This is a genomic window from Pseudomonas sp. TE3644 (assembly GCF_056278815.1).
The window spans coordinates 4,296,887-4,318,734 of record NZ_JBWBQF010000001.1; the positions used below are offsets into that span (position 1 = coordinate 4,296,887).

The following is a 21,848-nucleotide window of genomic DNA, read 5'->3' on the forward strand; positions in this document are numbered from 1 at the left end:
GGGTCAGGTCCTTTTTCAGAGCGCCGCGCTGATGCGCCAGATGCCGAAGGGCTGATAGCCGGGGTCGATGCGCATCCACTGGGTCTTGCCGTACCAGGTCCAGGTGTGGCCGGTCATCAGGTCCTCGCCGTGGGTGGCTGCGCTGTCGTCCAGGCCCAGTTCCCACAGCGGCAGCTCGAAGTGCGCTTCCTGCACGTTGTACGGATCGAGGTTGACCGCCACCAGGATGAAGTTGCGGCGGTCGGCGGTGCGCTTGCCGAAGTACAGGATGTTGTCGTTCCAGCAGGTGTACATTGCCAGGCCCAGGTGGGTTTGCAGGGCGGGGTTCTGGCGGCGGATGCGGTTGAGCTGGGCAATCTCGGCGATGATGTTGCCGGGCGCGGTGAAGTCGCGCGGGCGAATCTCGTACTTCTCCGAGTCCAGGTACTCTTCCTTGCCGGGGATGGGCGCCGACTCGCACAGCTCGAAGCCTGAATACATGCCCCACAGGCCCGAGCCCATGGTCGCCAGCGCGGCGCGGATCAGAAAGCCGGGGCGCCCTGATTCATGCAGGAAGCCTGGGTTGATGTCCGGGGTATTGACGAAGAAGTTGGGGCGGTAGCAGTCCGACCACGGCGGCTGGTTGAGCTGGGTGAAGTACTCGGTGAGCTCGGCCTTGGTGTTGCGCCAGGTGAAGTAGGTGTAGCTCTGGGAATAGCCGACCTTGCCCAGGCGCGCCATCATCGCCGGCTTGGTGAACGCCTCGGCGAGGAACATCACCTCGGGGTAGTCGCGGCGCACGTCCTCGATCATCCACTGCCAGAACGGCAGCGGTTTGGTGTGCGGGTTGTCGACGCGGAAGATCTTCACGCCAGCCTGCACCCAGCCCACCACCACATCACGCAGGGCCAGCCACAGGCTGGGGATGGCGTCGGCGGCGTAGAAATCGACGTTGACAATGTCTTGGTATTTTTTTGGCGGGTTCTCCGCGTAGCGGATGGTGCCGTCGGGGCGCCAGCTGAACCAGCCCGGGTGTTCCACCAGCCAGGGATGGTCCTGGGAGCACTGGATGGCGAAGTCCAGGGCGATTTCCAGGCCGTGGTCGGCAGCGGCGGCCACCAGGCGGCGGAAGTCTTCGCGGCTGCCCAGTTGCGGGTGGATGGCCTCGTGACCGCCGTCGGCGCTGCCGATGGCGTAGGGGCTGCCAGGGTCGTCCGGGCCGGCTTCAAGGGAATTGTTGGGGCCCTTGCGGTGCTTGCGGCCGATGGGGTGGATGGGCGGGAAGTACAACACGTCGAAGCCCATGTCGCGGATCATCGGCAGGCGTTCGTGCACGTCGTTGAAGGTGCCGTGGCGCGCGGGGTCGTCGGTGATGGAGCGCGGGAACAGCTCGTACCAGCTGGCAAACTGCGCGCGTTCACGTTCCACTTCGATCGGGAACAGTTGGCTTTTGCTCAGGTAGGCGCGCGAGTCGGCCAGGTTCATCAGCGCGGCGGTGTCCTTCTGCAGCAGCAGGGCCACCTGGCCGTCGGGGTCCAGGCTGTTGAATTCATCATGCAGGTGCAGCAGCTGGCGGCGCAGGCTTTCTTCGCTTTTCTCGGCGCTGTTGACCAGGTGCAGACGGCCCTCTTCCAGCTCGAGGCCGATGGGCACGCCGGCGGCGTATTTCTTTTCCAGCTCGTAACGATAGGTGGCGAACTGATCGATCCAGGCCTCGATACTGAACACATGGCGGCCCACCTCATTGACGGTGAGCTGGCCTTGCCAACTGTCGTTGCCCAGGTCGCGCATGCCTACGCTGTGCCAGCTGTCGGACCCCAGGGCGCGCCAGCGCAGCACCACGGCCAGTTTGTCGTGACCATCGGCGTAGACCTTGCTGTCCACCGTCAGGGTCTGGCCGGTGACGGCCTTGACCGCGAACTGGCCGCCGTCGATGGCGGGCGTGGTGTTTTCGATCACGATGCGTGGCAACAGCAGCGCCTGGGACAAACTCAACGCCTGCTCGTTGGTCTGTTCAGCCGCATGGCCGGTTTCGAAAGGTTGATCCGCGGTCATCGAGCATCTCCTTCACGCCCCAAGGACGCTCATCCATTACCTGTCGCGCCGACAAAAGGGTGCCGACGCCTGCCTTAAGTTCCGAGCCATGGGGGTCTTGAAAGTTCATCGGCAATGACGCTCGGGAATCATCGAGCGGCGGATGCTGTCCAGATCCTTGACTGCCCCTCAAACCTGCGAGGAACCCCATGAATATCCCTATTCCCGCCGAAACGCCGGACCCGAACATCGACGACCCGACCCTGCCCCCGCCCGACCCCAACGTCGAGCCCGACGAGCTGCCGGTAAAACCCACCGTGCCGCCTACCGTGGGCGATCCACCGAGTCAGGAACCCCCGGCGCAGCTGTGAACGGATTTTTTCGCGATAGTGCGTAGAGAGCATAGATGCGCCGGGAATAAGCGTGACTGTCTGGTCATGATTTTTTTGCGGACACCTCCCTCCCTGTGGGACCGGGCGAAGCTCGGGAAGAGGCCAGCACGGTAATCGAGTCGTTTGCTTCCCGAGCTTCGCCCGGTCCCACAAGGACGGGGGTTGTCGCTGCTATTGATCGCGGGGTGGCTTGTCTTCGAACCGCCCCACCACCATCGGCATCACCGCCAACACCCCCAGCGCCATCAGCGTGCTGAGCACCGCCGTGGCCTCGCGCCCCATCCCCGCCGCCACGCCAATGGCCGCCGTCATCCACAACCCCGCAGCCGTGGTCAGGCCTTTCACGTGATGGGCATCCTCGGCATGCCCTTTGAGAATGGTCCCAGCGCCCAAAAAACCGATCCCCGCCACCAGCCCCTGCACCACCCGGCTGATCGCCGCCGGATCGGCGCCGGCCATCTGCGGCACCAGAATGAACAGCGCCGCGCCCAGCGACACCAGCATATGCGTGCGCACCCCGGCGGCCTTGCCCTGGTGCTCGCGCTCAAACCCCAGAATGCCGCCCAGCAGTCCGGCCATCAGCAGGCGCACGGCCACGCGGGTGAGCTGGGAGGCGTCGGTGATGTCGGCGAATTCGGCTTGCAGGGTGTCCAGCGCTTCTTGCCACCAGGCGTTCATGGGGAGGGCCTTTGCTAGGGGATTGAGCGTTCGACCTTGGCCACGTGAGTGAGTGCCGTGTAGCCGCTGCCGAAGGCTGCGCTGGCCCTGACGTTCGCTGAAGATCTCCAGTGCGGCATAGGGCCAGCGCAGCCTGACGGCAGCGGCTACGGGCGCTCAGAAATTTCCTACACATTCGCCGGAAATGGCCTGTTTCGCCGCCCCGAGGTGAATCCCTACCCTGCCCCGTTCACCCCACCGGACGGGAACCCTACCCATGCGCCCTTTGATAGACCCACACAAACGCTCCACCTGCGACTGCCTGGACCTTGCGCACGCCGGGCGTCTGCTTGCCTCCCAGGCGTGCGCCCTGAGCAGGCAGCACATCAAAGACACCACCGTGCGGTCGGGGTTTGACCGGGAGATTGCCGAGTATGTGGGCGATGTTGTTCGACAGGTGAAGGAGGCCAGGTTGTCGCCGAGGCAGGGGTTGAAGGTGCTGGAGGATGAGCAGAAGAATCTGTTTGCGCAGTCGAAGGTCATCGCCCTCAAGGGTGTTGGAGCGCTGGCAGGTGCATTTCAGATCGGTGCCGGCGCCGGCATTTGCTATGGATCAGTGGGGTGGCTGTGCCCAACCTTTGGAATTCCTTTGATGCTCCATGGTGCCAACAACGTCTACGAGAACGGCATAGATCTGGTAAGAGGACAATCGGATACTCAAGGTCCGGTGCGCAGGGCTTATCACAGTGCGGCACGATTTATGGGGGCTGGCAGCTTTGAAGGGGATATGGCGTATGGTGCGGTGGATGTTGGGATGTCCATATATGGGGCCGGAAGGCTCTTGGTGAGGCCTGAAGCGTGGCGATTATTCCGGTACGTGCATTCTGATTACGTCAGGGCTTACAAGACTTCCAGAATCTCTACGCTGGCGACTGACGCGATCTCTGGGACTTTGACATTGAGTTCCATGCACGAGGCAGCCAAAAATGGCAACTAACCAATACGTCGCAGCAATACTCTTTGTTTTGGTGTCCCTAACAGGGTATCTCGCCTGCCGTGCAGTAGGAGACTTCTTTTCCGGTCCGAAGCTGACGATGAAAGCCTTTATTCTCTGCTTTGCCGTCATGCTGATATGGGGTGCATCGCAGCTAAAAATATCAAATACCGGCACACCCCTATTCTTCAGTGCACCTTGGGAATGCCTGCAATCCAATGAATTAATCAAGTGGATTGCCTTTATCAGCATATTTTTCCAGGGAAGCTGCCTACCGGGTACGGAAAAGCGCCGCTTGTTTCCCTTCAAGGGATGAGGCCCCTCCGTTTAAGGCGACAGCTGCCGTAGGCTGCACTGGCCCGCCGAGACACGCTTTTGCCCAGCCAATAAAAAACCCGCCGAAGCGGGTTCTTTGATGGCCTTCCAACGTCCTGTCAGAGCGCGTCCGTGCTGGCCTGTCTTCCGTGACTGAAGCACTGCCTGTGCTTCATCTGTAGGGCTAGATTATGCCTGCAGGCGGGAATGCAACAGAGGTGATTGCTGGCAAAGCGTGTAAGCCATTGGCTATACGCGCATCCTGTCTTGAAATGGCGTCGTCTGCATCGCGACCAAGGTCGGCTCCTACGCCGGGCGTGGTAGGAGCCGGCCTTGGCCGCGATGCAGGCGACGCGATCGACAAGGGGCACCGTTGATCAGTTGGGTGGGGGCTGGGCGCACTGCTGTTGTCTAACCCTGCACAGTCCCTGCAAGGGAGAGGAGTCATGCCCGTGGAAATCAACACCCAGACCCAACGCTGCATACTGGTCGAGCAGGACATGCGCTGCGAAGGCGCTGCGGCCGATATCCGTATCAGCACTGACGATCAACTGCGCATGTCGATTGCCGAACTCAACGGCCATCGCGTGCCGATCACCGAAGCCGAGGCCGATGCCCTGACCGTGGCCGGGGCCGTGGATGGCCGCCATCACATCAAGACCAGCGTGCCGGGTTCGATCATCTGACCTGGGTGCTGCCTTGAGACCGTGTTGCCTGCATCGCGGCCAAGGCCGGCTCCTACCACGTACGGCTTAGGAGCCGACCTTGGTCGCGATGGTTACGGTAGGGTTCAGGCAGAGAAACAGTAGCGCGTCAGGTGGAAGAAGATCGGCGCGGCAAAGCACACCGAATCCATGCGATCGAGCATGCCGCCGTGCCCCTTGATCATGGTGCCCCAGTCCTTGGCGCTGAGGCTGCGCTTGATGGCCGACATTACCAGCCCGCCGACAAAGCCCATCACCACGATCACCAAAGACATCAGCAACGACTGCCAGAAGTTGAACGGCGTCATCCAGAACATGCACCCGCCCACCAGCGTCGCAGCCAGGCCACCGCCTACCAGCCCTTCCACGGTTTTTGAGGGGCTGACCAGCGGCGCCACCTTGCGCTTGCCGAACAGCTTGCCAAACACGTACTGCAGCACGTCACTGATCTGCACCACAAACATCAGGTAGAACAGCAGCAGCGCGTTCTGCCCCTGAAAGCCCTTGAGGTCCAGCAACAGCAGCGCCGGCGCGTGGCTGATGCAGTAGACACAGATCATCACGCCCCACTGGATTTTCGCGGTGCGCTCCATGAAGGCTTCGGTGTCCTGACTCAGCACCGCAATCGCCGGCAGCAGCAGGAAGGCGTACACCGGCACCAGCAGGGTGAACATCGAATACCAGTGGGTGCCGATCAGGATGTATTGCAGTGGAATCAGGACGAAAAATGCGGCGAACAGCGCGTTATGGTCGCCCCGCCGCGTTGGCGTCAGGGTGATGAATTCGCGCAGGGCGAACAGCGAGATGAAGGCGAACAGCACCACCGTGGCGTTGCCGCCCAGCTGATACGACACGAAAAACACCACCACCATGCCCCACCAGGCGTTGACGCGCTGGTTGAGGTTGTCGACGGTGGCCTTGCCACTGTCGGAAGTAACGCGGCGGGCCAGCACCCAGCCGATGGCCGAGGCGATCACCAGCAGGCCGGCGATGGCGGCGAAAAACCACATGAACTTGTCTTGAAGGGTCATTGCGCCAGCCTCACGATGGCTTCCCGGGCACGGGCCAGAAAGGTCGGTTTGTCTTCGTCGTCGATGCGCGGCAGCGGGTCACCGATGCGGATGGTGCACAGGATCGGCAGTGGCACATGCTTGCCCTTGGGCATGGCGCGGTGCAGGTTTTCCAGGTAGATGGGCACCAGGTCAACGTCGGGGAAGCGTTCGCTCAACCGGTACAGCCCCGACTTGAACTCGGCCGGCAATGGCTGGGCCGAGCGCGTGCCTTCGGGGAAGATAATGATCGAGTGGCCGGCCTGCACCACCTCGAAAATCGGTTCCAGGACGTTTGCGCCGGGGGCTGCATTGCGTTCGATCAATACCGCGTTCAGCCCCTTGAGGGCGATGTACGAACGAAACGGCGTCTTGCCCCAGTAATCGGCTGCCGCCACCGGTTTGACGTTGACCCGTGCCTCGGCCGGCAGCGCCGCCATGATCGCCAGGGTGTCCATGTGGCTGGTGTGGTTGGCGTAATAGATGCGCTGACGGCTGAGGTCCGGCGGGCTTTCCCACCGGGCGCTGGCGCCGATCAGCAGGCGCAGGAAACCGATCAGCAGCTTACTGATCCACATGAGTCGCCTCCTTCAATTGGCGAGCGATGCCCTGGGTGCGGGTGACACAGGTCAGCGCCGACCCCACGGCGATGGCCCACAAGGTCAGCGACAACACGTAAAAGCTGCCCAGGGTCAGCGACTCCAGCAGGTTCAACACCAGCCCGCCGGTCATCACCGCCATGCGGTGCTGCTTGGCCATGGGCCCGCGAAAACTTTGTGCCAACCCCAGCGAGCCGCCGAACACCCGCACGTAGGCGGTGAGCGCCGCCAGCAGCGCGGCGAACCAGCCCAGTTCGGGCTGACCGATGGCATAGCCCAGGCCGACGATCAGCAGGCTGTCGGCGATGCGGTCGGGGAACTCGTTGTACAGCATGCCTACGTCGGACTTCTTGCCGCCTTCGATGGCGACCATGCCGTCGAACAGGTTGCACAGCAAGCGTAGCTGGATACCCAGGATGCACAGCAGCGAGCCGATGACACCGGTGCTGGCGTTGAGCGCTACAGCGCCGAACAGCGCAAAGCCGATGCTGGCGACGGAGATCTGGTTGGGGGAGATGTTGCGGGTGACCAGGAGGTCGGTGATGCGCTTGGCCCAGGCCGCGGAGCGGGTCTTGATGGGGCGGCGGTTTTCTTCCATGAAAGGTGCTCTGTAGGGGAAATAGCTAGTCCAGTGAAGGTAGGTTCACCAGCAAGTCCGGGAGTGCGAGCCTCACAGTGTCCCACACCACATCGAGGTTGATATCAAAATAACCGTGAGCAATTCTGTTCCGCATGTTTCTCATGCTGCGCCAGGGAACCTGCGAATGAGCTTGAGCAAACGCTGGATACCGATCCATGATTTTCGTCGAAGCTTCGCCAAGAATGATCAAACTCATGACGACGGCCTGCTGCGTACGCTTGTCGTCAAGAAAGTCGGTTTTGTCTAGCCCTTCCACAAATGTCAATGCATCCTGAGCCGCATCGCGTATATGCACCAGATAATCGGCAAGACGCTGCTCAGTCATACCGGTCTGGCCTGAGCCACTACCTGTTGCCTGAAACGCACAGGCAGATCCTGGGGCGTCAACACATCAACGCTTATCCCCAGCAAATCTTCCAACTCGGCTTGCAGGCCCCCCAGATCGAAAAGTGTCGCACCCGGCAGGGCGTCCACCAGCAGATCAAGGTCACTGCCCTCCTCATCCGTGCCTTGCAGCACCGACCCGAAAATCCGCGGATTTGCGGTGCGGAACCGACCCACCACTTCGCGGATGGCGGCTTCCTTATTGTGCAAAGCAATCGAGGGGCGCATGGGCAAATCCTTCACAGAGTCGGCCAGGACAGTCTATCAGAGAGACTGGGGCTCAACATCGCCCCCCCGTAGCCGCGGCTACAGGACCAGATTTTCCATCGCCATCGGCCGCGCAAAATAATACCCCTGCGCCTGCGAAGCCCCCATCTCACGCAACAACCCCAGCGTCGCCTCGTCCTCCACCCCTTCGGCCACCACCGGCAAGCCCAGCGAATCGGCCATGCGCACGATGGCCCGCACAATCGCGCGGCTGCGCTCGCTGGTGGTCAGTTCGAGGATGAACGACTTGTCGATCTTCAAGCCACTGAAGGTGTACTGGTGCACGTAACTGAGCGACGAGAACCCGGCGCCGAAGTCATCGAGCATTACGCTCAGGCCATGGTCGGCCAGTTGCTGCATGGTCTGCCGGGCCCGCGCCGGCTCGGCCACCAGGCCGCCCTCGGTCAGTTCCAGGCACAGGCGATGGGCGCCGATGCCGTGGCGTTGCAGCAGGGCCAGCACTTCACTGGCAAATTCGGGCCGGGTGATGCTGTAGCTCGAGCAGTTGACGTGCACCGGCGGCCAATGCGCGTGTTCGGGGCGGGCGAGGATTTCGGCAATGCGGTTGAGCATGTACAGGTCCAGGCGGCCGATCAGGCGCAGGCCTTCCAGCGCCGGCAGGAACTCACCCGGGGCGGTGATGCGGCCGTCCGCCTGGCGCCAGCGGATCAGTGCTTCGAGCGCCACCACCGCACCGGTTTCGACGCTGACGATGGGCTGGAAAAACGGCAGCAGTTCGTCATCGCGCTTGAGGGCGTTGCGCAAGGCGCCTTCACGCTCCATCTGGTCGCTGACTTCGCGGCGCACTTGCTGGTTGAACACGGCGAAGCTGTCCCGACCGGCGTTCTTGACCCGGTACATGGCCGTGTCGGCGTCGCGCAACAGGTCGGCCGGCTCGACGTGGAACTGGGTGTCGGCGCTGACGATGCCGATGCTGCAGGACGAGAACACGGCATGGCCATCGATGGTGAACGGCAGGTCGAAGGCCAGCAGGATGCGTTCGGCGATCTCCACGGCTGCGTCCAGGTCGGCGTCCGGCGCCAGCACCGCGAATTCGTCGCCGCCCAGGCGGGCCAGCAGGTCATCGGCGCGCAGGCAGTTGCGCAGGCGTGTGGCTGCCTGGGTCAGCAGCAAGTCACCGAAGTGATGACCCAGGCTGTCGTTGACCATCTTGAAGCGGTCCAGATCGATGAACATCACCACCAGCGGCTGATGATACTCACAGAATTGCCCCCAGGCCGACTGCAATCGCTGCTGCAAATGACTGCGGTTAGGCAGCCCGGTCAACGCGTCGTGGGCGTTTTCATGCAGCAGCTTGGCGTTGGCATGGTCCAGTTCGCGGGTGCGGCTTTGCACCCGCGCTTCCAGCATCAGGTTGGCGGCCTGCACCGCCTCCGCGGCACTGCGCCGCGACAGCGCGGTGTCGATGTGCCGCGACACGAAGGTCAGCAGCTCCTGGTCGCGCTGGCTGTAGCGGATGGTGGGTGCATAGCTCTGCACCACCAGCACCCCACGCACTTGGGTGCCTTCGAACAGCGGGATGCCCAGCCAGGACTGCGAGCGGATCGGCTCAGGGTTATTGGCGATCTCGCCGCTGGCCATCAGCGCGTTGGCAGCGTCGTAGTCGATCAGGCAGGGGCGGCGCTGGCGGATCACGTATTCGGTCAGGCCCCGTTGGCCACGCCGTGGCGCGGGGCGGGCGGCGCTCTGTTCGTCGATGTAATAAGGGAAGGTCACCTCCCCGGTCATCACGTCGAACAGGGCGATGTAAAAGTTGCGGGCGAACAGCAGGTCGCCGACGATGATGTGCAGGCTCTGGAACAGCTCGGCCATTTCGCCCTGCTGGCTGGACAGCTCGGCGATCTGGAACAGCGCGCTGTGCAGGTGCTCGGCGCGCTCGCGCTCGATCACTTCCAGGCGCAGGGCGTTGTTGAGCTCGGACAGTTCCTGGGTACGCCGCGACACGGTTTCCTCCAGGTCGAAGCGGTGCAGAATGCGGTCCAGCGCCATGGCCACGTGACGTGCCACCACCAGGAACAGCTCGCGGTCTTCGGCGCTGTAGATGCGCGACACTTCATAGACCTGCATGGCGAGCATGCCGAATACCTCATCCGCGGCATTTTTGAGCGGCGCGCCCATCCAGAATTCAGGCCGGTGCCCCAGCGGGGAGAAACGCCCTTCCTGTTCGGCGCGGCGCATGCCGCTGGCGTCGATCATCAGCGGCTGGCCGCTGGTCAGCACTTGACCGGTCAGGGACAGCCGCGCGGGGTCCAGGTACTCGTGGGCCTCGGCTTCCAGGGCGTCGGTGTCGATGATGTCGACGTAATAGGGGTAGTCGATCTTGCCGGTCTGGCGGTCGTATAACGCCAGGTAGAAGTTCTCGGCATCGATCAGCGTGCCCAACTGCCGATGCACGCCCTGGAGGAACTCGGCGCAGTCGCGGCTGGAACTGGCCAGGTAGGTGATCTCATACAGCACCCGCTGGGTGATTTGCGCCCGCGCCAGCGCCTCGCTCTGCACACGCACGCCCAGGTCGCTGGCCAGTTGCGTCAATTGCAGGTTGTGCGCTTCGCTGCGCGCCGCCAACAACCAGCCGAGCGCATGCTCCCCCTCCCCCGTGGGCCAGCGGTGCAAGCCCTCGGCATGGCAGAAGCCGTCGAAATCGCGTTTCGCCAGGCTGGCCGGCCAGTGGCAAAACGCACCACCCTGGGCGGCGCGGTGCAGCGGTTCGCCGTCACGGTACCAGACCCACGCGCACGCCTTGGGCCAGTCACGTGCTGCTGCCAGAACTGCATCGATCGAGGCGCCCGCCGAATCATTACCAGGCGGCACACGTGAATCATCGGGCAAATGGGGGAAATTCAAGAAGGTGCTCCAGCAGGACGGACACTCGCAGAACCTCTATATCGGCAGGCCCGGCCGAAGATATAGCGCGGTGCCACCATTGGATGCAACATCTGCTTGACCGACGGATCGAAAAGCATTGCGTTAGACGCAACCATCGCGCTTTTTTCCGCCTAAACTTTTTCAGTGATGTCATAATAATGACCGACAATCGCACAGGTTCGCACCGGCCGGGCCGGCGCCGTATTGACATAGATCACGTAGGGCTGATATTTGTTAACTATCCAGTTAGTTTTGGTTTCGACCGCCGACTGTAAGCGTTAAAAAAACAAATATCGCTCGATAATAAAAACAACGGAGACACCCATGGATCAAGTATCCACCGAGTCCCACGGCTCTCAGCAAACCAAAAAAGCGACCGCCAGCGGCTGGATTGGCTCGGCGCTCGAATACTATGACTTCTTCATCTACGCCCAGGCTGCGGCGCTGATATTCCCGCAAATCTTCTTCCCGTCCACCGACCCCAAAATCGCTATTGTCGCCTCGCTGGCTACCTATGGCGTGGGTTACATCGCCCGTCCCATCGGTGCCGCGTTCCTCGGCCACTGGGGTGACACCCGCGGTCGTAAAAACGTATTGCTGCTGTGCATGTTCCTGATGGGCTTCGCCACCATGGCGGTGGGCCTGCTGCCTACCTACAACCAGGTCGGCATGCTGGCACCTGCAATGCTGGTGGTGCTGCGCCTGATCCAGGGCTTCGCGGTGGCCGGTGAAATCTCGGGGGCCAGTTCCATGATCATGGAGCATGCGCCCTTCGGCAGAAGGGGCTACTACGCCAGCTACACCTTGCAAGGCGTGCAGGCCGGCCAGATCTTCGCTGCGGCGATCTTCCTGCCACTGGCGTACTTCATGCCTGACGAGGCCTTCAACAGCTGGGGCTGGCGCATTCCGTTCCTGCTCAGCGCCATCGTGCTGGTCGCCGGTTACATCATCCGTAAGGAAGTCCACGAGACCCCGGCCTTCGTCAAGGAAGAAGCCAGCACCGAACTGCCCAAGGCGCCTATCGTCGAAGCCTTCCAGAACAACTGGCGCAACATGTGCCTGGTGACCTGCATGGCGCTGATGAACGTGATCCCGGTAGTCGCTACCATCTTCGGTGCCGCGTACGCGGTGCAGCCGGCCTACGGCATCGGCTTCTCGAAGAGCGTGTACCTGTGGATCCCGGTGATCGGCAACATCGTCGCGGTGCTGGTGATTCCGTTCGTGGGCAACTGGTCTGACAAGGTGGGCCGTCGTCCGATGATCATCGGTGGCGCGCTGGGCTCGGGCCTGCTGGCTTTCGGTTACTTGTATGCGATCAGCATCCACAGCGTGCCCATGGCGTTTGGCATGTCGCTGCTGATGTGGGGCGTGGTGTACCAGGGCTACAACGCCATCTTCCCAAGCTTCTACCCGGAGCTGTTCCAGACCCGCTACCGCGTGTCGGCCATGGCCATCTCGCAGAACGTGGGCACCATGATCACCGCGCTGCTGCCGGCCCTGTTCGCCGCCATCGCTCCACCCGGCTCGGACAACATCCCGATGACCGTTGGCGCTTTGGCGTTCGGTATCACGGTGATTGCTGCGCTGGCTGCCTATAGCGCGAAGGAAACCTATCGGATTCCGATGGCTGATCTGGGCAAGCGTGATGCGAAGGCGATGGATGAGAAGGATTATCTGCAGATGAGGACGCAGGCGGTTAAATAAGCCGTAGGCGCAATACAAAAAGCCCCGGGCTCCTGATGACCCCGGGGCTTTTTATTGCCTGCACATCATGCGGCTGATTTGGCTTTTGATCTTGATCTTGATCTTGATCTTGATCTTGATCTTGATCTTGGCCCCGTTAAGCTCAGGCCCGACTGGAGGCGTTGCCCACGCGGCTGCCCGCAGGGCCCTTCGGCGCAGCCGAAGGAAACGGCAGCCCGCCCGCTTCTATAGCGGGTGCCGTTTAGCCGCGTGGGCAACGCCGGAGGGAGGGGACCCGAAGCGCAGCGTAGGGGCCGAGCTGGGGCCGAGACCTTTTGGTTACTTTTGGCTGGGCCGGCACACCGGGCGACTGCCAAAAGTGACCCGGCGTAAGGCCGGAACCGTCGGTCGACACACCCGCAGCAATGGATATGCTCACAGCCATCAAAAGCAGGATCCGTAAATCGTGAACATATCCATTATCTAGGGTGATGCGCAGTCACCTTTCCGCCCTTACGGCGGGTCACTTTTTGGCAAACGCCCCAAAAAGTAACCAAAAAGGTCTTGCCCCCGAGCCCGGTCCCTACGCTTCGCTCCGGGTCCCCTCCCTCCGACGTCGATCAAGCGGACGACGGCCCGGAATAGAAGCGCCTCCGGTTCCGTCTCCTTCAGCTACGCTGAAGGCCGCTTGACCGACGTCTCCGGTCGGCCCTGGGCTCTAACGGGGGCACACAATCAAGATCAAAGGCCTCACGGAAGCAAAAGCGGTTCGCGGCGCGCCAAAAACCTTGCTCAGCGGGATAAGTACCTATCGCCCAGCTCCCGGCAAACTGTCTATATGACGATACTCGGCACCTAACTCGTCCGCCAGCGCCCTGGCCCGCCCCAAACGAATCCCCCCCCGCTCCACATCAATCAGCACCGCCGGACACGGCAACGGCACAACGGCAGTCGCCGCCTTGATGCGGCCATCCGTAATAACCAGACACCGACGCACCTCATGCGGATGCGCCTTGGCCCGCTGCGCCAACCACTGCCCAGCCTCCTCCAACGCCGCCACCAAAGGCGTACCGCCACCGGCCCCCAACTGCTGCAGCCAAGGCTGCAAAGCCTGCGAGGCCTTGAGCCCATGCCGCTGCCAACGGGGCTGATCGCCACTGGCCGTCAACAACGCCAACCGCGCCCGCCGCCGATACGCCTGGTCAAACAACTCAGCCAACAACCCCTTGGCATCCGCCAACGCCTGATGCCGCCTGGTCGAAGCCGAAGCATCGACAATCACCAGCCACAACTCATGGGCACTGGCGCGTCGCAGTTGCCAACGTAAATCCTGCAAATGACGCGGCCGCCCCTGCAGCAAGGTCGCCGCCCAATCCACCGTGCCCACACTACTGGCACGCGCAGCGCCGCGGCGCCCTTGTTGTTGCCCGGCCTTGGGTTTGGCACCCGCGCCGGGGCGGGGGCGGATGCTCAGGGCTTTTTTGGCCAGCTCGGCACTTCACGCCGTTGCCCCATGGGCGCCGCCTGGGGCGGCAAGCTGCCCCACTGGCCTTCGGCGCTTGAAGGCTCGGAAGCCCGCGAAGGCTGCTCGGCAGCCGCCGGAGGCTGTGGCGCCTCCGGGGCGTCGGGGCTGTGGCGACGGCGGTGACGCAGGGCGAACTCCGCCACCGCGTCGATATCCACCGCGTCGATATCCACCGCCTCGATGGCCAACGCCCCACGCCAGGCGGCATGGGCACGGGCGGCACGCAGCCACACCAGGTCGGCCCGCAGACCGTCGACGCCCGCGGCAAAGCAACGCTGGGTGATGATGGCCAGCGCCTCATCGTCCAGCGGCACTTCCTCCAGCACGTCACGCGCCAGCTGGCAGCGCTGGCGCAGATCGTCCTGGCGACTGGCCCATTCTTCGCAGAAGCCGTGGGGATCGGCATCGAACGCCAAGCGACGGCGGATGATCTGGTTGCGTTCCTGCGGCTGCGGCTGGCTGTCCAGCGCCACGTTGAGGCCGAAGCGGTCGAGCAATTGCGGACGCAGCTCGCCCTCCTCCGGGTTCATGGTGCCGATCAGTACGAAACGGGCGCTGTGGCGGTGGGAAATGCCGTCACGCTCGACCCGGTTGACGCCGCTGGCGGCCACGTCCAGCAGCAAGTCCACCAGGTGATCCGGCAGCAGATTGACCTCGTCGACATACAGCACGCCGCCGTCCGCCTTGGCCAGCACGCCCGGCGAGAACTGCGCACGGCCCTCGCCCAGCGCGGCCTGCAGGTCCAGGGTGCCGACCAGCCGTTCCTCCGTGGTGCCCAAGGGCAAGGTGACGAACTGACCACTGGCCAGCAAATCGGCCAGGCCACGGGCCAAAGTGCTCTTGGCCATGCCGCGCGGGCCTTCGATCAGCACGCCGCCGATCTTCGGGTCAATGGCGCTCAGGCACAGGGCAAGCTTCAGCGAGTCGGCGCCCACTACGGCCGCCAAGGGGAAATGCGGGGTATCGCGCATGTCAGGCATCTTCTTCTATATCCAGCAGCAGTTCTTCCAGGGCCTGGCGATATTCGCCCGGCTCGCCCCACAGGCCACGCTGCTGCGCCTCGATCAGGCGCTCGGTGATATCACGCAGGGCGTGGGGGTTGTGCTGCTGCATGAAACCTCGGGTGTCGGCGTCCAGTACGTAGGCATCGGCGAGCATGGCGTACTGGTGGTCGTCGATCAAATGGGTGGTGGCGTCGAAGGCGAACAGGTTGTCCACCGTCGCCGCCAACTCGAACGCGCCTTTATAACCGTGGCGCTTGGCGCCGTCGATCCACTTGGGGTTCACGGCGCGGGCACGGACCACGCGGTTGAGCTCTTCCTTGAGGGTGCGTACCCGCGGCACATCCGGTTGGCTGTGGTCGCCGTGGTAGCTGGCGGCAGGCTTGCCGGCCAGGGTCTCGGCCGCGGCGAGCATGCCGCCCTGGAACTGATAATAGTCGTTGGAATCGAGCAGGTCGTGCTCGCGGTTGTCCTGGTTCTGCACCACCGCCTGCATCTGGCCCAGGCGCTGGGCGAACTGAGTACGCGCCGGGGTGCCGTCGTCGCTGGCGCCGTAGGCGTAGCCGCCCCAGTTCAGGTAGGCCTGGGCCAGGTCTTCGCGGGTTTGCCACAGGCGACCGTCGATGGCGCCCTGCACCCCGGCGCCGTAGCTGCCGGGCTTGGCGCCGAAAATGCGCCATCCCGCTTCACGGGCGGCCTGCTCCGGCGCAACGCCCTGGGCCAGCAGGGCCTCGCGCTCAGCGCGCACCTTGGCGGCCAGCGGGTTGAGGTCGTCGGGCTCGTCCAGCGCGGCCACTGCCTGCACCGCCGCGTCGAACAGGCGCAGCAGGTTGGCGAAGGCATCGCGGAAGAAGCCGGACACGCGCAAGGTCACGTCCACCCGTGGGCGGTCGAGCAGGCTGATGGGCAGAATCTCGAAATCGTCGACCCGCTGACTGCCGGTGGCCCACACCGGGCGCACGCCCATCAGGGCCATGGCCTGGGCGATATCGTCGCCGCCAGTACGCATGGTGGCGGTGCCCCATACCGACAGGCCCAGCTGGCGCAAATGATCGCCGTGGTCTTGCAGGTGGCGTTCCAGAATCAGGTTGGCCGAGGCGAAACCGATACGCCACGCCGTGGTAGTGGGCAGGTTGCGCACGTCCACCGAGAAAAAGTTGCGCCCGGTGGGCAGCACGTCCAGGCGCCCACGGCTGGGCGCGCCACTGGCGCCGGCAGGCACGAAGCGGCCGCCTAAAGCCGCCAGCAGGCCATCGATTTCGGCCGGGCCGCAGGCGTCCAGGCGCGGTGCGACGGTGTCGCGCAGGCCGTCGAGGATCAGGTCGACATCTTCCCAGCCAGTGGCGGTCGAATGACTCAAGGTCTGTTCAATCAGTTGCGCGGCGTAAAGCTCCAGCCGTTCGCGGGTGTCGCCCGCCGTGCGCCAGGTGTCGGCGCTGACCTCCAGCAGGCACTCGGGACGCGGCCCTTGCCAGGCCTCGCCCAAGTCGCAATCCAGCGGATCAAAAGCCAATTGCAGCGCCCGGCCCAGCGCACGGATCAGGCTGGCATGGGCACCGCACCCGTCGCCACGGGGGATGCGCAGCAGCGCGGCCAGGGTGTCGATGCGCAGGCGGCCGCTGGGCGACTCGCCGAAGATGTGCAGGCCGTCGCGGATCTGCGACTCCTTCAAGTCACACAGGTAAGTGTCCAGGCGCGGCAGCCACAAGGCAGCGTCGTCGTCACTGTCCCAGCCCGCATCCAACTGCAATTCGCGATCAATCTGCGCGTCGCGCACCAGCGCCAGAATCTCGCGCTGCAGTTCGCGGGCGCGGCGCGGGTCCAGCAACTGGGCGTCGTAATACTCGTCGGCCAGGCGTTCCAGGTCGCGCAATGGGCCATAGGTTTCGGCGCGGGTCAGCGGCGGCATCAGGTGGTCGATGATCACCGCTTGGGTGCGCCGCTTGGCCTGGGCGCCCTCGCCCGGGTCGTTGACGATAAACGGGTAGACATTGGGCATCGGCCCCAGCAGCGCATCGGGCCAGCACTCGGCAGATAGGCCGACGCCTTTGCCGGGCAGCCACTCCAGGTTACCGTGCTTGCCCACGTGCACCACGGCATCGGCGCCGTAGGCATGGCGCAGCCAGAAATAGAACGCCAGGTAGCCGTGGGGCGGCACCAGGTCGGGGTCGTGATACACCGCGCTGGGGTCCAGCTGGTAACCGCGGGCCGGCTGGATGCCGACGAAGGTCAGGCCAAAGCGCAGGCCGGCCACCATCATGCGGCCGCTGCGGCACATGGGGTCGGCCGTCGGCTCGCCCCAGCGCTCGCGCACCGCTTGCTGGTTGGCCAGCGGCAGGCGGGCGAAGGCGGCCAGGTAGTCGTCCATCGCCATGCTTTGGGCGCAGGGGCGCAGGTCGAGGCTGTCGAGGTCATTGCTGACGCCGCCCAGCAGTTGCTGAATCAAGGCCGTGCCACTGGCCGGCAGGTCCTGCACCGGGTAGCCCTGTTGTTGCAAGGCGGCGAGGATGTTCAGCGCTGCGGCCGGGGTGTCCAGGCCCACGCCGTTGCCGATGCGGCCATCGCGAGTCGGGTAGTTGGCCAGGATCAGGGCGATGCGCTTCTGCGGGTTGGACAGGCGCGCCAGCTCCGCCCAGCGCCGCGCCAGCTCGGCGACAAAGTCCATGCGCTCGGGGTGGGCGCGGTAGCACACCACGTCCGACTGGCTGCGCTCGCTGCGCCAGGCCAGGTCCTTGAAGCTGATGGGCCGGCTGATGATGCGCCCGTCCAGCTCCGGCAAGGCGATGTGCATGGCCAGGTCGCGCGGGCCCAGGCCCTGCTCGCTGGCTTCCCAGCCAGGCTGGTTGTCCTGGGCGCAGATGGCCTGGATCACCGGGATGTCACGGCGGAACGGCCGCAGGTGCGGGGCTTCCGGACTGGACTGGGCAAAGCCGGTGGTATTGAGGATGACGGCGGCGTTTACCTCGTCCAGCCAGTCCTCGACCTGGCTCAGGCAGCCAGCCTCCTTGAGGCTGGCGACGGCGATAGGCAGCGGGTTGAGCCCCGCCGCTTGCAGCCGCTGGCAGAACACATCGACAAAGCCGGTGTTGGCCGCCTGCAGGTGCGAGCGGTAGAAAATCAGCGGCACCACGGCCTGGCCGGGTTGCCAGGCTGTGCGCCAATGGTCCAGCGTGGCGCTGTGCTGGTCCGGATGATAAATAGCGGTGCGCGGCAAGGCCTGGGGCTCGGCCCAGGCATAGTCACGATCCAGAAAACGGCTGGCCAGGCAGTTGAACAACGACAACGCGTTGCCCATGCCGCCCTGGCGCAGGAAGTGCCACAGGCGCTCGCCCTCCTCCGTGCTGACGGTGCTCAGCCCGCTCAGCTCCGGGTCGGGACGGTCGTCGCCGGGCACCAGGATCAATTGCACGCCACGCTCGGCCAGCGCCACCAGTTGCTCGACGCCGTAGCGCCAGTAACCAATACCGCCGTGCAGCGAAATGAGGATGACCTTGGCGTGGCGCAGCACCTCGTCGACATACAGGTCGACCGAGGCGTGGTTCTGCACCTGCATGGGGTTGGCCAGGCGCAGGGTGGGGAAATCGTCCGGCAACTGCGTGGCCGCTTCGGCCAGCAGCGCCAGGTGCGAATCACCGCTGCAGAGAATCACCAGCTCGGCCGGTGTCTGGCCCAGGTCGGCGATGCTGTCGTCCGGCACAAAACCGCCGGGCTGGGTTCTCAGCAGGTGCATGGCTTAACCGTTCAGGGCGGCGCGCAGCTGGCTTTCCAGCAGGGCGGCGTCCAGCTCCTGACCGATCAGCACCAGACGCGTGCTGCGCACTTCCTCGGCGCGCCAGGCGCGGTCGAAATGCTTGTCGAAGCGCGTGCCCACGCCCTGGATCAGCAGGCGCATCGGCTTGCCGGGGATGGCGGCAAAGCCCTTGACCCGCAGGATGCCGTGCTTGACCACCAGGGTGGTCAGGGCGTCCAGCAGTTGCGCTTCGGGGGCCTCAGGCAGTTCGATGGAGATCGAGTCGAAGGCATCGTGGTCGTGGTCGTCGTGATCATCGTCGTCATGGTGATGATCGTGGTGGGTCAGGCGGCCGTCGATGTGCTCTTCGGACTCGGCGCCCAGGCCCAGCAGTACGTCCAGCGGCAGGCGGCCGCTGCTGGCTTCGATCACCTTGACCGCTGGCGGCAGTTCTTCGGCCACTTCGCGGCGCACGGCGGCCAAGGCTTCAGGGTCGATCAGGTCGGCCTTGTTGAGGATGACCAGGTCGGCGCTGGCCAACTGGTCGGCGAACAGCTCGTGCAGTGGCGATTCGTGGTCCAGGTTGGGGTCCAGCTTGCGCTGGGCGTCCACCTGGTCCGGGAAGGCGGCGAAGGTGCCGGCGGCCACGGCCGGGCTGTCGACCACGGTGATCACCGCGTCGACGGTGCAGGCGCTGCGGATTTCCGGCCACTGGAAGGCTTGCACCAACGGTTTGGGCAGGGCCAGGCCGCTGGTTTCGATGAGGATGTGGTCCAGGTCGCCGCGGCGGGCCACCAGCTCGCGCATCACCGGGAAGAATTCTTCCTGCACGGTGCAGCACAGGCAGCCGTTGGCCAATTCGTAGACGCGGCCGGTGGCCTCTTCTTCGGTGCAGCCGATGGTGCATTGTTTGAGGATTTCGCCGTCGATGCCCAGCTCGCCGAACTCGTTGACGATGACCGCGATGCGGCGGCCCTGGGCGTTGTCCAGCATGTGGCGCAGCAAGGTGGTCTTGCCCGAGCCCAGAAAGCCGGTGACGATGGTGACGGGAAGCTTGGCCAGTGTTTTCATCGGATGCCCTTGGCAGGATGGCGGGCATACGGGACGAGAACCGCGGGTGCCGGGCACGCGGGTGCATTCGCCACCGGATCACCCCGCCCGGTTGAAGTGGAAAGTCTGTGTCGAGGCAGGTCTCCTGGCTCGCGGCACTGGCCTGAGGCCGACCCAGGCGCCTTCCCGCGCGCGGCGCAGTGGCATTGCCTGGGTGCATACCGCTTACAGTTGCGGGGGCAGCTGCGGCTTGGACCGCATTCCCATCTTGGCTCCGCGGGGCGGAGAACCTCGAAGGTGCAAGGCTACGCAGTGTGGGGGGGAAGGTCAATCGTGGGGAGTGGGGATTGCGGTAGGGCTTCTGGGTGCCTGGCTTGGGTTTTTATGGCGCCCTGGAGATCGAGCGCCGCCCGCGCGGCGCTTCCCGGGCACGGCCCGGTCCTACAGTTTGTTTCGGCCAGTTTCGTCTGTGAGATCTCCCGGGATCGCCCTGGTGGCACCAATAGAGATCTGCAGTGAACCAACAAGGCGGCCCCGGGAGATATCACTGGCATAATTGGCCCGAAACAAACTGTAGGAGCGGGCTGTGCCCGCGAAGCGCCGCGCGGGCGGCGCTCGATCTCATGAACACCAAAAACCCCAAGCCAGGCACCCCCTAGCCCCCCAAAGGATCGACAATGCCCACCCTCTACGCCGGCCTAGGCTGCCAACGCCACTGCCCCATCACCGAGCTGACCACCCTGCTCGACACCACCCTGGCCCACCACAACCTCACCCGCGCCGACCTGGCAGGGCTGGCCACCATCGACCTCAAAGCCAACGAACCCGCCCTGCTCGAACTGGCCCGCGCCCTGAACCTGCCCCTGACCCTGTTCAGCACCGCGCAACTGGCCCCCTTCGAACCCCACCTCACCCACAAATCCGCCCTGGCCTTCACCCACACCGGCTGCCACGGCGTGGCCGAAAGCGCCGCGCTGGCACTGGCCGGGCCCGGTAGCCAGCTGCGCGTCAGCCGGCAAAAAAACGCCAAGGCCACGGTGGCATTGGCACAAGCGGGCCCGATTCCCGGATAATCACCGCTTCGCACTTGAATTTCGCTCAAGCAGCATTCGTTTTCTTCAGGATTTGCACATGACCGTCTACTTCATCGGCGCCGGCCCCGGCGACCCGGAACTGATCACCGTCAAGGGTCAGCGCCTGATCCGCCAGTGCCCGGTGATCATCTACGCCGGCTCCCTGGTGCCCGCCGCCGTGCTGGAAGGCCACCAGGCCGAACAGGTGGTCAACAGCGCCGAACTGCACCTGGAACAGATCGTCGAGCTGCTGGCCGCCGCCCATGCCCGCGGCCAGGACGTGGCCCGCGTGCATTCCGGCGACCCCAGCCTGTATGGCGCCATCGGTGAGCAGATCCGTTGCCTGCGCCAGCGCGGCATACCGTTCCAGATCATCCCCGGCGTAACCGCTACCGCCGCCTGCGCAGCGTTGCTGGGCGCCGAGCTGACGCTGCCGGGCGTGTCGCAGACGGTGATTCTGACTCGCTATGCCGATAAGTCGCCGATGCCCGAAGGCGAAGCGCTGCATGATCTGGCCCGGCACGGGGCGACCATGGCCATTCACCTGGGCGTGCAGCATTTGCCGAAAATCCTGCTGGAGTTGCTGCCCCATTACGGCGCCGACTGCCCTATCGCGGTGATTCACAAGGCCAGTTGGCCGGATCAGGATTGGGTGACGGGGACGCTGGCGGATATCGAAGCCAAGGTCGCCGCCAAGGGTTTCCGGCGCACGGCGCTGATCCTGGTGGGCCGCGTGCTGGACACCGATTGCTTCGGCGAGTCGGCGCTGTACCGAGCCGGCCACGCCCACCTCTACCGCCCGTGACCAATAACCATACCAACCCCGTAGCCGCTGCCGCCAGGCTGCGCTGGCCCGGCGCCTCACTGTAGATTTTCAAGGTTCACA

General features: G+C 64.2%; 19 protein-coding genes and 1 riboswitch. Of the genes, 7 read left to right on the plus strand and 12 right to left on the minus strand.

Annotated features, from left to right (window positions below):
* Positions 1–15 precede the first annotated feature (15 nt).
* Positions 16–2,034 carry an alpha-1,4-glucan--maltose-1-phosphate maltosyltransferase gene (locus ACZ9GA_RS18860; protein WP_457361262.1) on the minus strand — a complete coding sequence of 673 codons (2,019 nt, stop codon included), beginning with the start codon at positions 2,032–2,034 and terminating at the stop codon, positions 16–18.
* A 188-nt stretch (positions 2,035–2,222) separates the two neighbouring features.
* On the opposite strand from ACZ9GA_RS18860, the gene ACZ9GA_RS18865 reads away from it, so the two are divergent.
* Positions 2,223–2,384 carry a hypothetical protein gene (locus tag ACZ9GA_RS18865; RefSeq protein WP_457361261.1) on the plus strand — a complete coding sequence of 54 codons (162 nt, stop codon included), beginning with the start codon at positions 2,223–2,225 and terminating at the stop codon, positions 2,382–2,384.
* A gap of 192 nt (positions 2,385–2,576) precedes the next feature.
* Here ACZ9GA_RS18865 and ACZ9GA_RS18870 read toward each other — a convergent pair whose 3' ends face one another.
* The gene (locus tag ACZ9GA_RS18870) at positions 2,577–3,083 is read right to left on the minus strand and encodes an MgtC/SapB family protein (protein WP_457361260.1); all 507 of its coding nucleotides are present in this window, start codon (positions 3,081–3,083) and stop codon (positions 2,577–2,579) included.
* Positions 3,084–3,339: 256 nt separating this feature from the next.
* Here ACZ9GA_RS18870 and ACZ9GA_RS18875 point away from each other — a divergent pair, with 256 nt between their 5' ends.
* The 3 genes from ACZ9GA_RS18875 (at position 3,340) to ACZ9GA_RS18885 (ending at position 5,057) form a co-directional block, all read left to right on the plus strand.
* A complete protein-coding gene (locus ACZ9GA_RS18875; protein ID WP_457361259.1) occupies positions 3,340–4,059 on the plus strand; it encodes a DUF4225 domain-containing protein in 720 nt (239 codons plus the stop codon).
* On the plus strand, positions 4,049–4,372 hold the full coding sequence (locus tag ACZ9GA_RS18880) for a hypothetical protein (protein ID WP_457361258.1): 324 nt from the start codon (positions 4,049–4,051) through the stop codon (positions 4,370–4,372). Before ACZ9GA_RS18875 ends, ACZ9GA_RS18880 begins: the two co-directional genes overlap by 11 nt.
* Positions 4,373–4,817: 445 nt before the next feature.
* A complete protein-coding gene (locus tag ACZ9GA_RS18885) occupies positions 4,818–5,057 on the plus strand; it encodes a DUF3203 family protein (protein WP_457361257.1) in 240 nt (79 codons plus the stop codon).
* 104 nt (positions 5,058–5,161) lie between these two features.
* Here ACZ9GA_RS18885 and ACZ9GA_RS18890 read toward each other — a convergent pair whose 3' ends face one another.
* The 6 genes from ACZ9GA_RS18890 to ACZ9GA_RS18915 form a co-directional block, all read right to left on the minus strand.
* On the minus strand, positions 5,162–6,106 hold the full coding sequence (locus tag ACZ9GA_RS18890) for a phosphatidate cytidylyltransferase (protein WP_457361256.1): 945 nt from the start codon (positions 6,104–6,106) through the stop codon (positions 5,162–5,164).
* Positions 6,103–6,702 (minus strand): lysophospholipid acyltransferase family protein, encoded by a 600-nt coding sequence (locus tag ACZ9GA_RS18895; protein WP_457361255.1) that lies wholly within the window; start codon positions 6,700–6,702, stop codon positions 6,103–6,105. The genes ACZ9GA_RS18890 and ACZ9GA_RS18895 overlap by 4 nt, the downstream gene beginning before the upstream one ends.
* Complete coding sequence (locus ACZ9GA_RS18900) at positions 6,689–7,321, minus strand: CDP-alcohol phosphatidyltransferase family protein (RefSeq protein ID WP_457361254.1); 633 nt, start codon at positions 7,319–7,321, stop codon at positions 6,689–6,691. The genes ACZ9GA_RS18895 and ACZ9GA_RS18900 overlap by 14 nt, the downstream gene beginning before the upstream one ends.
* 25 nt (positions 7,322–7,346) lie before the next feature.
* Positions 7,347–7,688: a HepT-like ribonuclease domain-containing protein gene (locus ACZ9GA_RS18905; protein ID WP_457361253.1), complete on the minus strand. Its 342-nt coding sequence runs from the start codon at positions 7,686–7,688 to the stop codon at positions 7,347–7,349.
* The gene (locus tag ACZ9GA_RS18910) at positions 7,685–7,975 is read right to left on the minus strand and encodes a nucleotidyltransferase family protein (RefSeq protein WP_457361252.1); all 291 of its coding nucleotides are present in this window, start codon (positions 7,973–7,975) and stop codon (positions 7,685–7,687) included. Before ACZ9GA_RS18910 ends, ACZ9GA_RS18905 begins: the two co-directional genes overlap by 4 nt.
* 78 nt (positions 7,976–8,053) lie before the next feature.
* On the minus strand, positions 8,054–10,879 hold the full coding sequence (locus tag ACZ9GA_RS18915) for an EAL domain-containing protein (RefSeq protein WP_457361251.1): 2,826 nt from the start codon (positions 10,877–10,879) through the stop codon (positions 8,054–8,056).
* Positions 10,880–11,224: 345 nt separating this feature from the next.
* Here ACZ9GA_RS18915 and ACZ9GA_RS18920 point away from each other — a divergent pair, with 345 nt between their 5' ends.
* Positions 11,225–12,604 (plus strand): MFS transporter, encoded by a 1,380-nt coding sequence (locus ACZ9GA_RS18920; RefSeq protein ID WP_457361250.1) that lies wholly within the window; start codon positions 11,225–11,227, stop codon positions 12,602–12,604.
* A 787-nt stretch (positions 12,605–13,391) separates the two neighbouring features.
* Here ACZ9GA_RS18920 and ACZ9GA_RS18925 read toward each other — a convergent pair.
* From ACZ9GA_RS18925 to cobW, 4 genes are read right to left on the minus strand one after another with little or no spacing between them, the layout of a single operon-like run.
* Positions 13,392–14,072 (minus strand): vWA domain-containing protein, encoded by a 681-nt coding sequence (locus tag ACZ9GA_RS18925; protein ID WP_457363691.1) that lies wholly within the window; start codon positions 14,070–14,072, stop codon positions 13,392–13,394.
* Complete coding sequence (locus tag ACZ9GA_RS18930) at positions 14,054–15,079, minus strand: magnesium chelatase ATPase subunit I (protein ID WP_457361249.1); 1,026 nt, start codon at positions 15,077–15,079, stop codon at positions 14,054–14,056. The genes ACZ9GA_RS18925 and ACZ9GA_RS18930 overlap by 19 nt, the downstream gene beginning before the upstream one ends.
* A gap of 1 nt (position 15,080) precedes the next feature.
* Positions 15,081–18,839, minus strand: a complete 3,759-nt coding sequence (gene cobN, locus ACZ9GA_RS18935) for a cobaltochelatase subunit CobN (protein ID WP_457361248.1) — start codon at positions 18,837–18,839, stop codon at positions 15,081–15,083.
* A 3-nt stretch (positions 18,840–18,842) separates the two neighbouring features.
* Positions 18,843–19,910 carry a cobalamin biosynthesis protein CobW gene (gene cobW / locus ACZ9GA_RS18940; protein ID WP_455925322.1) on the minus strand — a complete coding sequence of 356 codons (1,068 nt, stop codon included), beginning with the start codon at positions 19,908–19,910 and terminating at the stop codon, positions 18,843–18,845.
* Positions 19,911–20,007: 97 nt separating this feature from the next.
* Positions 20,008–20,198, minus strand: a riboswitch (cobalamin riboswitch).
* A gap of 368 nt (positions 20,199–20,566) precedes the next feature.
* Between cobW and ACZ9GA_RS18945 the strand changes: the two genes are divergently transcribed.
* Positions 20,567–20,962 carry a cobalamin biosynthesis protein gene (locus ACZ9GA_RS18945; protein ID WP_457361247.1) on the plus strand — a complete coding sequence of 132 codons (396 nt, stop codon included), beginning with the start codon at positions 20,567–20,569 and terminating at the stop codon, positions 20,960–20,962.
* 58 nt (positions 20,963–21,020) lie between these two features.
* Entirely contained in the window at positions 21,021–21,767 is a 747-nt protein-coding gene (gene cobM / locus ACZ9GA_RS18950; RefSeq protein ID WP_457361246.1) for a precorrin-4 C(11)-methyltransferase, read from the plus strand.
* Positions 21,768–21,848 lie beyond the last annotated feature (81 nt).

Bases quoted from the DNA above. Each gene is read 5' to 3' on its own strand.
- ACZ9GA_RS18860 (WP_457361262.1), bottom strand. From the start codon at position 2,034: ATGACCGCGGATCAACCTTTCGAAACCGGCCATGCGGCTGAACAGACC.
- ACZ9GA_RS18865 (WP_457361261.1), top strand. From the start codon at position 2,223: ATGAATATCCCTATTCCCGCCGAAACGCCGGACCCGAACATCGACGAC.
- ACZ9GA_RS18870 (WP_457361260.1), bottom strand. From the start codon at position 3,083: ATGAACGCCTGGTGGCAAGAAGCGCTGGACACCCTGCAAGCCGAATTC.
- ACZ9GA_RS18875 (WP_457361259.1), top strand. From the start codon at position 3,340: ATGCGCCCTTTGATAGACCCACACAAACGCTCCACCTGCGACTGCCTG.
- ACZ9GA_RS18880 (WP_457361258.1), top strand. From the start codon at position 4,049: ATGGCAACTAACCAATACGTCGCAGCAATACTCTTTGTTTTGGTGTCC.
- ACZ9GA_RS18885 (WP_457361257.1), top strand. From the start codon at position 4,818: ATGCCCGTGGAAATCAACACCCAGACCCAACGCTGCATACTGGTCGAG.
- ACZ9GA_RS18890 (WP_457361256.1), bottom strand. From the start codon at position 6,106: ATGACCCTTCAAGACAAGTTCATGTGGTTTTTCGCCGCCATCGCCGGC.
- ACZ9GA_RS18895 (WP_457361255.1), bottom strand. From the start codon at position 6,702: ATGTGGATCAGTAAGCTGCTGATCGGTTTCCTGCGCCTGCTGATCGGC.
- ACZ9GA_RS18900 (WP_457361254.1), bottom strand. From the start codon at position 7,321: ATGGAAGAAAACCGCCGCCCCATCAAGACCCGCTCCGCGGCCTGGGCC.
- ACZ9GA_RS18905 (WP_457361253.1), bottom strand. From the start codon at position 7,688: ATGACTGAGCAGCGTCTTGCCGATTATCTGGTGCATATACGCGATGCG.
- ACZ9GA_RS18910 (WP_457361252.1), bottom strand. From the start codon at position 7,975: ATGCGCCCCTCGATTGCTTTGCACAATAAGGAAGCCGCCATCCGCGAA.
- ACZ9GA_RS18920 (WP_457361250.1), top strand. From the start codon at position 11,225: ATGGATCAAGTATCCACCGAGTCCCACGGCTCTCAGCAAACCAAAAAA.
- ACZ9GA_RS18930 (WP_457361249.1), bottom strand. From the start codon at position 15,079: ATGCGCGATACCCCGCATTTCCCCTTGGCGGCCGTAGTGGGCGCCGAC.
- cobN (WP_457361248.1), bottom strand. From the start codon at position 18,839: ATGCACCTGCTGAGAACCCAGCCCGGCGGTTTTGTGCCGGACGACAGC.
- cobW (WP_455925322.1), bottom strand. From the start codon at position 19,910: ATGAAAACACTGGCCAAGCTTCCCGTCACCATCGTCACCGGCTTTCTG.
- ACZ9GA_RS18945 (WP_457361247.1), top strand. From the start codon at position 20,567: ATGCCCACCCTCTACGCCGGCCTAGGCTGCCAACGCCACTGCCCCATC.
- cobM (WP_457361246.1), top strand. From the start codon at position 21,021: ATGACCGTCTACTTCATCGGCGCCGGCCCCGGCGACCCGGAACTGATC.